Annotated in this window: 11 protein-coding genes; 2 read left to right on the top strand and 9 right to left on the bottom strand. The window is 31.1% G+C overall.

Features of this window, described 5'->3' with window-relative positions:
- Positions 1-346 precede the first annotated feature (346 nt).
- The 6 genes from KA814_RS00400 to KA814_RS00375 all read right to left on the bottom strand — a co-directional run bounded on the left by KA814_RS00400 (position 347) and on the right by KA814_RS00375 (position 7926).
- A complete protein-coding gene (locus KA814_RS00400) occupies positions 347-1684 on the bottom strand; it encodes a gluconate:H+ symporter (RefSeq protein WP_046206635.1) in 1338 nt (445 codons plus the stop codon).
- A 205-nt stretch (positions 1685-1889) separates the two neighbouring features.
- Positions 1890-2555, bottom strand: coding sequence for an ABC transporter ATP-binding protein (locus KA814_RS00395; RefSeq protein WP_064209174.1), 666 nt, complete (start codon positions 2553-2555; stop codon positions 1890-1892).
- A gap of 10 nt (positions 2556-2565) precedes the next feature.
- A complete protein-coding gene (locus tag KA814_RS00390) occupies positions 2566-3489 on the bottom strand; it encodes an ABC transporter permease (protein WP_064209173.1) in 924 nt (307 codons plus the stop codon).
- Entirely contained in the window at positions 3486-4652 is a 1167-nt protein-coding gene (locus tag KA814_RS00385; RefSeq protein ID WP_210122638.1) for an ABC transporter permease, read from the bottom strand. Before KA814_RS00385 ends, KA814_RS00390 begins: the two co-directional genes overlap by 4 nt.
- 19 nt (positions 4653-4671) lie before the next feature.
- On the bottom strand, positions 4672-6168 hold the full coding sequence (locus tag KA814_RS00380; RefSeq protein WP_064209171.1) for a DUF6583 family protein: 1497 nt from the start codon (positions 6166-6168) through the stop codon (positions 4672-4674).
- Between the two features lie 345 nt (positions 6169-6513).
- Positions 6514-7926 carry an MFS transporter gene (locus KA814_RS00375; protein ID WP_046206630.1) on the bottom strand — a complete coding sequence of 471 codons (1413 nt, stop codon included), beginning with the start codon at positions 7924-7926 and terminating at the stop codon, positions 6514-6516.
- A 211-nt stretch (positions 7927-8137) separates the two neighbouring features.
- Here KA814_RS00375 and KA814_RS00370 point away from each other — a divergent pair, with 211 nt between their 5' ends.
- A complete protein-coding gene (locus tag KA814_RS00370; protein ID WP_046206629.1) occupies positions 8138-9076 on the top strand; it encodes a nucleoside hydrolase in 939 nt (312 codons plus the stop codon).
- 105 nt (positions 9077-9181) lie between these two features.
- Here the strand turns inward: KA814_RS00370 and KA814_RS00365 are convergent, their stop codons facing one another.
- Together KA814_RS00365 and KA814_RS00360 are read right to left on the bottom strand one after the other, a co-directional pair.
- On the bottom strand, positions 9182-10324 hold the full coding sequence (locus KA814_RS00365) for a CapA family protein (RefSeq protein WP_064209170.1): 1143 nt from the start codon (positions 10322-10324) through the stop codon (positions 9182-9184).
- Positions 10325-10708: 384 nt separating this feature from the next.
- Positions 10709-11335 carry a nitroreductase family protein gene (locus KA814_RS00360; RefSeq protein WP_064209169.1) on the bottom strand — a complete coding sequence of 209 codons (627 nt, stop codon included), beginning with the start codon at positions 11333-11335 and terminating at the stop codon, positions 10709-10711.
- 389 nt (positions 11336-11724) lie between these two features.
- Here KA814_RS00360 and KA814_RS00355 point away from each other — a divergent pair, with 389 nt between their 5' ends.
- A complete protein-coding gene (locus tag KA814_RS00355; protein ID WP_064209168.1) occupies positions 11725-13881 on the top strand; it encodes a bifunctional glycosyltransferase family 2 protein/CDP-glycerol:glycerophosphate glycerophosphotransferase in 2157 nt (718 codons plus the stop codon).
- Between the two features lie 370 nt (positions 13882-14251).
- On the opposite strand, the gene betA is transcribed toward KA814_RS00355, so the two are convergent.
- Positions 14252-15934, bottom strand: a complete 1683-nt coding sequence (gene betA, locus KA814_RS00350) for a choline dehydrogenase (protein ID WP_046206626.1) — start codon at positions 15932-15934, stop codon at positions 14252-14254.
- Positions 15935-15943: the final 9 nt, after the last annotated feature.

Genomic DNA, 15943 nt, shown 5'->3' with positions numbered 1-15943 from the left:
TATTTGTATTAATATTCATGAATATTACACTTTTAAATATAATAAGTCAAAGGTTTATTTAAATATTTTTTTATAAAAATATTTAAAAAGGCTTTAAAATAAGCAAAAAGCATCTATCAAAATTATAAAAATTTCAATAGATGCACATAAATCATTGTATACAATTTGCATATCATCATTTAATATTTAAGATAATATCCGTACCTACCATTCAAATTATACATTCAATCGTTTTAACAATTGTGGTAAAAGATATATTTAAGTAAAATGCCATATTAAATAACTAAAAAGAAATATAGAGTAGAAAAAAATCACCATTTTTCATTCCGCTCATACTATCGTTACTTTACATAAACAGATCCATGATTAATACAATAACCAAACCAACAATAGAAGATGTAAATAACAAAAGACCCCAGGTTTTAAATGTATCTTTAATCGTTATATTAAAATATTCTTTAAATAACCAAAATGATGCGTCATTCACATGTGTAATTGTATTACTACCAGCAGCAGTTGCTAGAACCATCAATACTGGATTAACATTAAATGTAGGAATTAAAGGCCCTACAATTCCAGCTGCAGTTATTGCTGACACCACCCCTTGTCCTGTAGCAATACGTATAAGTGCTGTAATTAACCACGCCATGATTAGAGGTGAAATATTTGTATTTTGCATAATTCCCGCAATATAATCGCCTACATTTGCTTTTAAAATAATTTCTTTAAATGCACCACCAGCACCTACGATAAATATAATCGTTGCCACACCTTTCAAGCCACTTTCGAAAGATTTCATCAACTCATCCATCTTTTTACCTTTTCTCAATCCAAAGACAATAATTGATGTAAGAATTGCGATTATAAGACTAATTTCTGCACTCCCAAAAAATGATACAATTTCATGCCATAAAGTGTCTTTCGTTAGAAACATACTTAATATTGTTGAAAGTGAAATTAAAATCGCAGGAATGAGTGGTATTAATAAACTCATCCCAAAATTAGGCATTTCTCTTTCACTAAACGTTTTATTTTTCTGCAACAACGGTGGCACAGGGTAATTCAAATTTTTCATAACTTTCGGTAAAAGGATACCAGCAATCATTACACCAGGTATAAAGACGATGATTCCCAAGATATATACCATCCCCATATCAGCATGATAGGCGTCTACCAATGCAGTCGGACCTGCCTGAGGTGGAAATAAACTATGAGATAGTGTTGTTGCAGCTACCATAGTAATAGCCAATTTCATAAATGGTGTTTTAGCTTCTATAGCAATACTAATTACTAAAGGAGCTAAAATCATAAAAGCCACTTCGTAAAATACAGAAATACCAAAGACAGCACCAATAATAATCAATGCCCAATGCACATGCTTTGCACCGAATTTATCAATTAGCGTGGTAGCTATTCGTTGAGCTGCTCCAAAATCAACCATTAACTTACCTAAAATTGCACCAAATCCTATAATTAGTGCAAGACTACCTAACGTTGAACCTAATCCATCTTTAATTGTATCTAAGATTACCATTGGCTTCATACCGTTCAGTAAGCCAACAGCAATAGCTGCAAAAATCAAAGAAAAAATACTGTTAATCTTTAATTTAATATTTAAAAATAATAGCAATGCTACGCCAATAATAAGTGATATTATCGGTAAATTTTCACTCACAAATGACAATTTAAGTCCCCCAGTCAAAATCGATTTTATGAAAGCGAATTCACAAACTAACATTATACACCTTTTCGCCTTTAATAACAACGTTGTTATTTTGTGGTTTTAAGATTTCTTAAAAATAAAAAAGCACAGACAAAATAAATGATTGACATTCACTTTGTAAGTACTTTTTTAAATATAAGTAAACAAATGATTTAGAAATTTAAAGTTAATTATGATAACGCTCAAATTGCCATTGTTTGTCTGATAATACTTTTTTATAAAACGGATCGACGCCTATGACTTTAATACAATCAGCCAATGCCTCTACCTCATCTAAATGATGTGTTGTCAATATGATCAAACAATTTTGCTTCATTTGATTGAGTAAGTGATGGATATCAAACCTTGATTTTAAATCTATGCCTACCGTTGGTTCATCTAGTATCAGAACTCGTGGATGATTCAGTAAACCTATTAATACATTCACTTTACGCTTCGTCCCCCCAGATAGACGAGAAACAGTAACATCTAAATCTTTGATGTTTAATTGTTCCATGTATTTTGTAATTAACGCATCAGATATTGGATGTTTACATAATGCTTTAAAACAATTAACGTTTTCAGCAACAGTCATATGCTCAAATAATGCAATATCTTGTGGTACATATCCAATCATTGCTTGTAATTGTTTTTTAGACAATTTTTTTCCAAAGTACGTAATTTCCCCTTGATTAGGTTGTTCTAACCCCGCAAGCATTCTTAATAGTGTCGACTTTCCAGCACCATTTTCACCTAATAGCACAGTTAATTGTTGGTTTTCAAAAGTCATATTCAGAGATTGAAAAATTGTTTTATTATGATATCGTTTCTGCACATGTTTTAAAGTTATCATCCCATCCCTCCTAAATTTGTATAAGGATATAAATCACGCTCATGACAAGCGCATATATAAACGTCATAAATAACCTATGACTAAGTGTATTAATTTTAAATAATAAAAAAGCAACACCGGCTTCAAATAATACAATGATAAACAGTGATTTCAAATAAAATATCCATGTTAACGATTGATGAAACAATAATGCACTTATGATTAATATCATTAACAATAGCATCGTATGTATCAGTATGTAAGTAAGATACAATTTCACCTGACTATATTGAACTAAAAAAATTCTTCTCAAAGGCCCATTCTGTTTTAATCTTTGGTGCAAAATAATTTGCACACTGCTCATACTCAACAATATCGCAAAAACAACACTCAATGAAATAGAAGTATCTGAATGTGACTTTACAAAATAATGTACAATTTGAGATTGAGGTGTCTTATCATTCAATATTTTATTTACTGTGTTCAAAGATGTACGATCACCATTATCATCTAAATGACTTTTAACGATATTAGGTATCTGTTGTTCATATAATGACATGCTTATGATTTCTAAGGTAATATCACCAATAAAATCATCTCTTCCATATAATAAAATTGTTTCTTTTAAACGGTTATCATGCAACTTTTGACTGTAATTTTTAGGTATTTGTAAACTTACTACCGCTTCTTTTCTTTCTATATATTCATCCAAATACGTTTCTTCAGTTGGCACTTTTATTTGAGTAATGAATTCGTTACTTGTGATGTTTTTGATTAAATTTTTAGACGCTGCAGATTGATCTAAATCTTGTATTGCTACAGGAATTTGAAATGATTTATTTAGTGTTTTATATATCCCCCAAATAGCAATTAAAGAGAATAATAAGATACACATAAAGACTAAATGTTGTTTCCACTGTTTTTTTATAATTATGAAGAAATAGGGTTGAATCATAAGCGATACCTCCCAATCAATATCAAGACTAAGATGAAAATTGATATAAATAAACTGCTATAAAAAGTTATTGGTACATCTAAAATATAATTATTCAATACAATTTCCAGCATTTGATTTGTTACAAAACTAAATGGTAAGTAATCAACCATCCCTAATATAGAATGTTTAAAATAAATGGTTGGTATCGTCATCCCTGACAATAGAACAATCAATATACTCAATATACTTTTCAGTACATAGTTCATCCATTTAAAAGCAATTAAATCAATAATGGTTAACCAAATGATAATCATCAAGACATAATAGCTCAGTTGAATTACAATCGTTAACCAATTATAGCTTTCAAACTGATTTGGCAAGGATTTAATCAACCAAAGCACACCAAAAATCGTCCATAATCCTGTATAAAAAAGTGTAAATAAACTTCTTATCAGTGTTAATTTTTCAAAAGAAAAATGGTGCATGCTTAATCTTGACCACAATGCAGTCGTTTGATTCATTTTCAAAATAGTAAATATTGACAAAGCAAAAATATAAATAGATGTTAAATACGTTGTAATTACATAATAACTTGCACTGTCATATATATGTATAGATTCATATTCAAATGCGCCAGCACGATTTAGTCCTGTAAACAATAAATCCGTTAGCAGCATTAATGTATGATCTTTATCATTATGTGAGGACAACGTTGTATAGGCTAGACCTCCACCCATCGATAACATAAGCCTTTGATATACTGAGTCTGTTAACTGATTAATGACTAAACTTTTGGTAGACTGTTGATCATATGTATGTACTGAAATAGGCAAACTTCCATTTTTATAAAAATCCTGTGTCATACCTTTTTCAAACACGTAATAACCCTCTAATGCTTTATTCTCTAACTTTTTTTCAGCTACTTTTTGGTCATATTTTTTTATGCTAATATCTTTCCCCAAATTCGCACCATCACCTAGTGATTTCAATATGATTTGCGTCTCTGGAGATCGATCTTTATCCACAACACCAATTCTAAATTTCTCATTATCTTGATTTAATTGTTGAATCACTATTAAAGTAGTAAACAACCCTATAACTATAATCAATAAATATAGTAGTAAATACCATTTTTTTAATAAAAAAGAGTGGTAAATGCGAAACAATTGTAATGTTTTCATTTTACCACTCTCCTTTTAGTTATTTTTTTAAATCTTTTGCTAAATCTTTAATGATACCTTCTGTTTTTTTAGAAATTTCCTTTTGTAATTTTTTCAAATCATCATCGGACAATCCATTTAAATCTTTGGCACCTGATTTTTCGAATTTAATATCTTCTTTAAGTTTTATTTCACCTTTGATATTAAATGTTACTGGTTGATATCGAATATCTGTAGTCAATTTAAAATCTTGCTTTTGCGTATTATTCTTCACATCGGTTTCTAAATGATTATTATATTCAAATTCAGTTTTGCGATAATTTGCATCAACGCTCACTTTACCTTTGTCTGTACGTTTGTCACCATCTTGAGTCTCATTGTTTGATAACTTAATCGTAGATTTTTTGTAACGCTCATTAGCCCCAATTGTATAATTGTCTTTATACTTATCATCGTCTTTTGTAGATTTACCTTTTAATGATAACTCAGTATCATCTGCAGCAATTTTATAATTCACTGCTAGTTTATCATCATCAATTTGATTCGTTCCTGTTAATTTTACTTCTGAATCATTTTTATCTTTAGCAGTTAATTCACGTTTTAAAATTAAATTATCTTCTTCCCAAATTACAGATTTAATACTTGGAAAATCATTTTTATCTTTATCTTTCACTTCTTGTATCGCTTCATCAATTTTATCTTCATAATCCTCTGCTTTGAATTGATCTTCGGCTATTTTTTTAATATCTTTATCCTTCTTAGCTTTTTCCAAAACTGATTTCACAATCGCTTTTGTTTCGCCTTTGCTAAGTTTCAATGTTACTTTCTTAACATCTTGTTCATCGCCATCTACATCAATCGTAGCATTTTCTTTTTCAAAATTATCTTTGTCTAATTTATCAATGATTACATCTGTATATTTACTACTTATTTTTTCTATATCTTTTTGTGAAATTTGTGACCCCGATAATAATGAATTTAAGTTTAATGTATCATTTGTCACTACATTCTCTTTACCTGTAGTACTTGATGTATCTCCAGTTATTTTTTCAAAAGCATCTACTAGTTCATCATTTTTAGCTTTATAAACATCGTTAAATAATGGTGATGCATAATATTGATTGTCTTTGTCTGCAGCCCATTGAAACTTACCGATTTCATTATCTGCTATCGTTGGGTTTAAAGCCAAAATTGATTTTTCTTTTTTAGGATCGTGTCCCACTGTCAATCCCACTTCAGAAGCATCTGCGACAGATTTAGGAACACCTGATGATTCTAATAAATTTTTAGGCACATCGGCGTCTCCTTTTAAATTGATCAGATATGATTCATCTTTCATCTTATCTTGAAATTTAAATTCATTTTCAAATCGATCTTTAGCATATTCTTGAAATTGATTAGCTGTTTCCTTTTCGCTCAATAAATATGTGTTTTTAGGTGTGTTTTTGATAAAAAAGTAATAAGCAGCTCCCCCAATACCGGCAATTAAAAGCACACCAATCACAACTGCGACAATTATTTTTACTGTTTTAGACATACCCCTCAACCTCCCATTAAGTTTGATTGTTTTAATAATACCATAAAAGACTTAATATTAATTTATTTATTTGATTTTTCTTTTATTTTTCACTTGTTATTTAAATTAATTATCAAACATTTTTAATATTTGTAATATATCATTACATCCAATCAATTGTGCACTCAATACATATGTAGTCACCTTTATATTTCCTCTTAATTTGTAAAATAATTATTATCAATGAAATTCAATACGAATATAAAATGAGCCCCAAAAGATTACTTTTATTAGCAACCTTTTGAGGCTCAATCTTAAAACCAAAATTCTAAAATATTTTGTTAAAAAACTGTGATTTCAATCATGCTATGTTGTGCTACGTTTTTCGTGTTTAACTTCTTTTTCCCACCACAATGCATCTTTTGGATTTTGAATCACATCTTCGTAATCTTCTTGGGATTCTACATTTGGATATGATCCTCTTAAAGATTTATTAGATGTTGATTTGAACATTGTTACAAAGATTATTAAGCCAACAATATTTATAAACATCAAATAATATGAAGGTGCAATTTGTTGGCCAGTTGTTTCTACAAGTGTAGAAAGGATAAATGGTGTTAAACCACCAAAAATAGCAGCACCTATATTATATACAAGCGATAGCGTACGCAATCTGACTTTAGTGTGGAACATACTTGGTAACACTGAAGGCATAACACCTTCAAATGTTGACATAAATAATGCAATGATAAATAAACCTAAGATAACTAAAGGCAACATCGGTATGCTCATTAACCAAAATGCTAACACTGAGAATAAGCTGAAACCTGCTAAACCAAATATAATCGTACGTTTATTTCCAATTTTATCACTATACCACCCAAAGAAAAATACAGCTGGAATCATGAGCAACATAGTGATTGTACTTAATATTGAACCCATTGTCCCACCTAAATTAATCGTCGTATTCAAGAACGAAGGCATATATGACAATACCATGTAATTGGCTACATTCAAGAAAGCTACGCCTGTAAAACAAACTACAACGTCTTTCCAATAATATTTAAAAATATCTAAATATGAATATTCTAATTCTTTTTGTTCTTCTAATGTGGACTCATAAGCTGGACTTTCATCAAGACTCGAACGAAGTATAATACCAACAATACCTAATGGCGCTGCTATAATAAATGGAATTCTCCAACCCCATTCAGCCATTTGCTGGTCATTCAACAAACTATACATTGTACCAGCAAGTATTGCAGCTAATATATTTCCTGCAAGTGTTCCTATTTCTAGTCCACTGCCTAATTTACCTCGTGTTTTATCTGGAGATGTCTCAGCAATATAAGTCATCGCTCCTGCATACTCCCCACCAGTGGAGAATGATTGAATCATTCGAACTACTAATAATAGTATGGGTGCCCAAATACCAATTTGTTCCTGCGTTGGTAACAAACCGAGCATTAATGTAGAGGCAGCCATCAATAAAATGGTAGTAGATAAAACTATTTTTCTACCATATTTATCTCCCAAATGACTGAAAAATATTCCTCCAATTGGTCTTACAATAAATGCAAAAGCAAAAACTGCAAAGGTTGACACAATTTGCATTTCTTGTGGCAAATTACCGAAAAAATTCGCACTGATCACCACTGCTAATTGTGCATACAATCCAAAATCAAACCATTCGATTGCATTACCTATCCCCGTTGCTACTACACCTTTTTTAGCTTGATTTGAATCTACATGATTCACTTTTTCTTTTTTAAACTTCACAAATAAAAACACCCCTTATTTACTTCCATAGATATAACATAACCTTTACGCATATATATAAACACTTACATTTTTTATTTTCAGAATTTTCCCACCCTGTGGCTTTTAATATCACGTGCTAAAGATTTATGAACTTTTGTTTAAATTGCTTATACTAATAACTGAGTTTGGTATAATGATTTAAAATCATTGAATTCGGAGGATTATATTTATGAAAAAAGTTTATTTTAATCATGATGGTGGTGTAGATGATTTAATCTCACTTTTCTTATTACTTCAAATGGAAGAAGTCGATTTGATTGGTGTCAGTGCAATCGGTGCTGACAGTTACATAGAACCAGCTGTGAGTGCATCACAAAAAATAATAAATCGTTTTTCATTAACGCCTGTCCATGTAGCAGCATCAAAAGCACGCGGCAAAAATCCTTTCCCAAAAGATTGGCGTATGCATGCTTTCTTTATGGATGCATTACCTATACTGAATGAGCCTACTTCGCAACATTCTAAAATATTAACACATGAGGCATATGAAGATATTATCGAAAAAGTAAACGCGAGCGATGAAAAAGTTACATTATTATTTACTGGGCCGCTTACGGATCTAGCTAAAGCTATCTCCGTTGAACCAAAACTCGTAAATAATATTGAACGGTTAGTATGGATGGGAGGCACATTTTTAGAAAAAGGGAATGTAGAAGAACCCGAACATGACGGCACAGCTGAATGGAATGCATTTTGGGACCCTGAAGCTGTTAAAACCATTTTTGATACAGAACTAAAGATTGATATGGTCGCTTTAGAAAGTACGAATCAAGTACCTATGACTTGGGACATTAGACAAATGTGGGCCAACGAACGCGCTTATACTGGTGTTGATTTTTTAGGTGTAAGTTATGCTGCTGTGCCACCGCTCACACATTTCCAAACAAATTCTACATATTTCTTATGGGATGTTTTAACAACTGCTTATGTCGGTAAACCAGACTTAGTAAAACAACACGATGTAAAAACTTCTGTTCATGTTAATGGTCCTAGTCAAGGATGTACATATATCGATGAAGCAAATGGCCGGTTAGTTTCTGTGGTACATCATGTTGAACATGATAGCTTTTTTAATTACATTACAAGTTTAGCTAAGCAAGTAAAATAAATACACATAACTCAAAGAAGAAGCACAATCAAAACATGTGAATTGATTACGCTTCTTCTTTTTATACTATTAAATAAGCATATTCATTTTATAAATAAATAATAATCAGAAACTTTCGTTAGTCACAAATTCAGAATCAATGTTTGCTTTAGTGATTTCCTCTAAACGTTCCACGTTAACATTACCTTGATTTTTTTGATTTAAACCATGCTTACGTGCTAACTCATTATTATATTGATTTAAAGGATACATTTTAAAATTTTGTTCCTTATTGCTATATAAAGTCGGTTCCAGCTCATAATGTGTTACTAGTGATTTCCATCTGACTTGCTTGATTTTAGTTTGCTTCGGTGTTTTTTCAATATCGAACGCTAAATTACCTCCCAGTACATTGTTTTCATCACCTGTTTTTTGACCATTCAAAAAATTTCCCAGGGAATAAGCCACTAATGTTTTATGATTATCTTTACCCTTAATCCACTTCACAGGCTGAATGACATGGGGATGCGTTCCAATCACTACATCTACCCCAGCATCAGCAAACACTTTCGCATATTTCTGTTGTGTTTTATTTGGTTTATGTTTACCTTCATTACCCCAATGTGCTGAAACGATAACAACATCACTTTGTTTTTTTGCCTTAGCCACGTCTCTTTTTATTTGCTTTTCTTCAAAGTAATTTATGTAATATGGTTTATCCGATCGAATACCATTCGTGCCATATGTATAACTCAATAAAGCTATATTAATATCGTTTTTATTCATAATTTGAACTGTATCTCTATTGTTTTGTGAATTATATGTTCCAAAATATTCAATATCATCAAATTGCTTCCAAAGTGCAATTTCATTCATAAGTCCACTCGCCCCTTGATCTAATGCATGATTATTAGCACCGTTCACTAAATTGAACCCTGAGTCAGATAAATCTTTTGCTATAGCTTCTGGCGTATTAAAGCGCTTAAACCCAGACAATCCTTTGCTATCTCCACCAATGGGAGATTCTTGATTTATATAAGCTATATCCGAAGCTTCAATATCTTTTTTCAAATGACTATACATTGGTTTAAAATCAAAACTTCCGTTATTCACTGAAGCATCATGATAAACTGCTGGATGAATTAAATTATCCCCCACCGCATAAAATGAAACGTTCTGACTCAAATGCTTAATATTTAATAAGCAACATGCACCAACTATGATAAAACACAAAAACAATAAAGGAAGTAAAATTTTATATTTCAACACACAAACACCTCTACTATACAATATAAATTGTTAGCTTGTTTTTTTAATTACGAATCCTACCGTTTCCTACATTTATAAACTATTTATAACATAATAAAGTTCAAAAAGTTAAGCTTTTATTACACATATTTATAGAAATGTACTTTTTGGTTATGTAATAAATACTATAAAAATAAGCACGCAAACCTTATTTAGATTCACCTGCTTATTTTTGAGTATCAACTTTTTATGTTCAAGCATTTATTGCTTTTTGCTAATTTATCATTTTAGTCATCTTAGAAATGACATTCATAGCTAGCTAACGATAAATTATTAACATTCTTCAGCCATTTAATATTCAAGTCGTTAATACTATTTAACTTAGCTTCCTTAAAATTATAAATTTTAAACATATTTTGTAACAGTCTCCGCTGACAATCTATAAGAGTCATGACCCGGATTTTTAGCTTTTCCTATAGCAACAATCATTACTGGTTCAAAGCGTTCTGGATCTAAATCAAATGCTTCAGCAATTTGATCTTTTTCAAAACCACCAATAGGATTTGTATCATAACCATAAGACCTAGCAACGAGCATAAATTGCATTGCTGCTAAGCTACTATCAATTTTAATAATATCATTCATTTCTGCACGATTTAAACTTTTATATAAAGGCAATATTTTGCCTAACATTTCAACCTTTACTTCTTCAGGCATATAACCATTTAAAACTGCATTATGATAGATGTCTTCTCCATATTCATAATTTTGCATATCGCCAAATATAATAACCATAGCTGCGGATGTATCATTTTGACGGGTATTAAAACGAACAAGTGGCTTCAATTTTTCTTTTCCTGCTTCACTTTCAACCACTAAAAATCTCCACGGTTGCATATTCACAGACGATGGCGCTTTTGTTGCTTTTTGTATCATCTCATCCATTTCAGTTCTAGGAATTTTAACTTGTTCATCAAACACTTTTACAGATTTCCTATTTAACACAACATCTTCAAAATCATTATTCTTCATTCCAAAATTCTCCTTAATCTTTTTTTACAAAATCAAATTATACGCAATTTGTTATATTTTACAAATCATCTGTTTAAATATTTAATGATTTCTAGTTTGGAAATATTTTATTTTGCCTCTAGAATTCCCTATAATGAAGTTATTAATTTATCAAAATAATTAAGATTTAAGTAAAACGTTTATTTCAATAATTTTTATAAAAGTGTAATTGAAAATAAACAATAGTTGATGTTTTGAATATATATTTATATTGTAGTAAAATAAATAAATCCGTTTTAACTCCTAAACGGTGAAGTTATTTTAAAAAAACACCCTATTATTTTGAATATTATCAGCACAAGTATGCTATTCAAATAATAAATAGAGTTAATGGAAAAAGAGGTAAAATAATGAAATCTGTATCAGTAATTGTAACTTATTACAACTCCGAAGATTATATTGAAAATTGCTTAAACAGTTTAAAAAATCAAAGGTTCCAAGATTTTGAATTAATATTAGTGAACGATGGTTCAACTGATAGTTCAAAAGCTATTGCAACTGAAACAATCAAAGATTGGAACATCTCAATTAAAGAAATTGATTTAACTCAAAATTTCGGACATGCTTATGCAAGAAATATTGCGCTAGATTCAGTAACATCACCTTATTTTATATTTATAGATTCTGATGATTATCTTGCGTCTTATGCGTTAGCTTTCTATATGAAACATTTAAATCAATACGATGCTTTAATTGCACCTATTCATTCTTTCACTTTAGATGTGCCACAATACGTCGATCAAAATTTAGTGAAAGTGCAATATTTAAACACTAAAACAAAATCAAATCAATTTCTACGTAAACATTCTGTTTGTAATATCGTTTTTAAAACAGCAATTATGCGTGGACATAATATTAAATTCAATGAAGATTTAGATATCTTTATCGACTGGTCTTTCGTCTTAGAATTCATTAAATATTCAAACGGTTTTGTAAGAATCAGTAGATTCCCTTTCTATATTAAAGGAGAAATTTATGATCCGTTTGAAAAACCGACGTTGTCAACTCAAGATTTCAATATTATTTTTAATGACTACGTTTATAGTTTTTCAGACGCTGTAAAACGTGCGCCTTTAAAAGAAAACAAAAAATTCATTAAAACTAAGATGAAAAATTTATATAGAGATTCGTTTGAGCCATCATTAAGAAAAACACCTGAAAGATATAAATCAAATAGTGAGCTTTTACCAAAAGTCACAAGACAGTTAATGACTACAATATTCAAAAGCGAGAAACCATTATTTATTTTAGAATCATTAATGCTTATGTTTAATAAGAAAAAGCCGGCATTTAAAGTAAATCGATTTAGAAAGCATGCACGTTTAGCTAAAAATGTTGTTTTACGTCGAAAAAATAAAAACCGTTCATTATATCAACTTACAGATAGCGAAAACAAAGTTAAGCCGAATACAATCGTTTTCGAAGCTTTTGGTGGTAAAAATTATAGTGACAGTCCAAAGTATATCTATGAGTATATGATGAAATACCATCCAAACTATGAATTTATTTGGGTATTCAGAAAACCTGATCAAGTCTATTTACCAGGACCTGCCAAAAAAGTTAAAAAGGGTTCTAACGCATACTATGAAGCTTACGCTAGTGCAAAATACTGGGTAACAAATGCAAGACTCCCATTATACCTAAATAAAAAAGCTAACCAAGTTTATATTCAAACATGGCACGGCACGCCTTTAAAACGCTTAGCAAATGATATGAAAGTTATCCGTATGCCTGGAACAACAACTGATAACTATAAGCGTAATTTCAAAGAAGAAACAAGCAGATGGGATTACCTTGTCTCTCCAAATGCTTATTCATCTAAGATATTTGAAACAGCTTTTTGGATGCCACCAGAGAAAATACTTGAAATTGGTTATCCTAGAAATGATGTCTTAGTTAATCGTGCAAATGATCAAGCTTACATTCAAGAAATTAAAGAAAACTTAAATTTACCTAAAGACAAAAAAGTAATTATGTATGCACCAACTTGGCGTGATGATGAATTTGTCAAAAAAGGAAAATATTTATTCGACTTAAAAATCGATTTAAATAATTTACAGCAAAAAATTGGTGATGACTATGTTATTCTATTAAGAATGCATTATCTTATTGCTAACGCATTAGACTTAAGAGGTTATGAAGATTTTGCAATCGATGTATCAAACTATAGTGACATCTCAGAATTATATCTCATTTCTGATTGCTTAATCACAGATTATTCTTCTGTAATGTTTGACTATGGCGTATTAAAAAGACCTCAAATTTTCTTTGCTTATGATCTAGATAAATATGCTAAAGATTTAAGAGGCTTCTATTTAGACTATCACAAAGATTTACCAGGACCTATTTATCAAGATGCATATCAACTAGCTGAAGATTTACAACATTTAAATCAAATTGAAACTGATTATAAACCTAAAATTGATAAATTTTATAATGATTTTTGCTCAATTGAAAATGGTAATGCTGCTAAAGCAATCGCTGATTTAATTACCAAAAATCAATAAATATTAAAAGATATCATGCGCATAGCTTATATATGGCTATGTACAAACAAGCGCGCTAATCCATGATGGATTAGCGCGCTATTATTTTTAAAATCCTACATCTTTGACCCACTGAAGTACAATATGTGTAAGTAGTTTAAACTAGTAGTCTTGCACGCAGACTATACTTGGAGAAAAATACGTTCTTAAATCACTGTCACTGAAGTACTATAGTTTAAAGGAAACACACCTTCAACTTAGCGTATTCAGCTTCATAAATTAAAGAGGTTGTTATTTCATAACCAATGGTTTCAATCCATTAAAATAAACCTCCCGTTTTCATTTATTACGAATGAAAATAGGAGGTTCTTATATATTAATAGCATGTACTTTATTTTACTGTACCTGCGTCTTTATCATGTACACCATGACGATAAAAATCAATATATTCAGGTTCTAATGGTTTTTTACCTCTAATTACATCAGCAGCTCTTTCAGCTATCATCAATACTGGAGAATGGATATTACCATTTGTCGTACGTGGCATAACTGAAGCATCTACGACACGTAAATTTTCCATACCATGTACTTTAAATGTCTCAGGATCTACTACTGACATTTCATCAGATTTTGGTCCCATTCTACAACTACAAGATGGATGTAATGCTGTTTCTCCATCACGTTTTACCCATTCGATAATTTCTTCATCTGTTTGAACCTCAGGTCCTGGTGAAATCTCTCCACCATTGAATGGATCTAAAGCTTTTTGAGACAAGATATTTCTAGCTACTTTAATTGCTTCTACCCACTCACGTTTATCTTCTTCAGTAGACAAATAATTGAAGACGAAATCCGGTTTTTCAAATGGATCCTTAGATTTAATCTTCAAGTGGCCACGTGAATTAGAATACATTGGACCAACGTGAACTTGATAACCATGTGCAGTTGGCGCTTTAGTACCATCATATCTTACTGCAATCGGTAGGAAGTGGAACATTAGGTTTGGATAATCTACTTCATTGTTAGAACGAACAAAGCCGCCACCTTCAAAATGATTGGATGCTGCAGCACCTTTACGACCTAATATCCATTGCAAACCAATAAATGGCATTTTCAATTTATTCAAACTTGGTTGCATTGATACAGGTTGTTTACATGCATGTTGCACATATACCTCTAAATGGTCTTCAAAGTTTTCACCAACACCTGGTAAGTGTAAACGTGGCTCAATACCTACAGAACGTAAATGTTCTGAATCACCAATACCAGATAATTGTAATAATTGTGGTGAATTTATCGCACCACCTGATAAAATGACTTCTTTAGCATGAACTGTATGTTCTTTACCATTTTTCTTAAATGTAACACCAGTTACTTTATTTCCTTCAAAATTTAGTTTAGTAACAAAAGCACGTGTTTGTACGTCTAAATTTTTACGTTTCATTGCTGGATGTAAATATGCTCTTGAAGCTGAAACACGACGACCATTATGAACTTGGCTATCAAAAGGACCAAATCCTTCTTGTCGGAAACCATTAACATCTGGTGTTTTGTTATATCCCGCTTCTACACCTGCATTAAAAAACGCTTGGAATAATGGATTCGATGCAGGACCTCTTCTTAATTTAATCGGACCATGATGGCCACGGTATGGATCATCTTTACTTGAACCAAATGTTGTTTCTAAACGTTTAAAGTATGGTAAACAATGTGCAAAATCCCAATTATCCATGCCTTCAGGTTTTGCCCATTTTTCATAGTCCATTGGGTTACCTCTTTGATAAATCATGCCGTTAATAGAACTTGAACCACCAAGCACTTTACCACGGGCATGACCGACTTTTCTACCGTCCATATGTGGTTCTTCGTTAGTTTCATAAATCCAATCATACAGTTTATTGCCTGCTGGATACATTAAAGCAGCTGGCATTTGGATTAATAAATCCCAAGGATAGTCACTACGCCCTGCCTCAAGTACAAGTACGTTATTAGATACATCTTCACTAATTCTCGCACCTAATACTGATCCGGCACTACCGCCTCCGATAATAATATAATCATATGCTTCTCTCATTTTTATATA

This window comes from Staphylococcus sp. GDY8P196P (assembly GCF_017891705.1).
GTDB classification, from domain to species: domain Bacteria; phylum Bacillota; class Bacilli; order Staphylococcales; family Staphylococcaceae; genus Staphylococcus; species Staphylococcus ureilyticus.
Note: the sequence above shows the minus strand (reverse complement) of the source record. Positions and strands in the feature narration are given on the sequence as shown.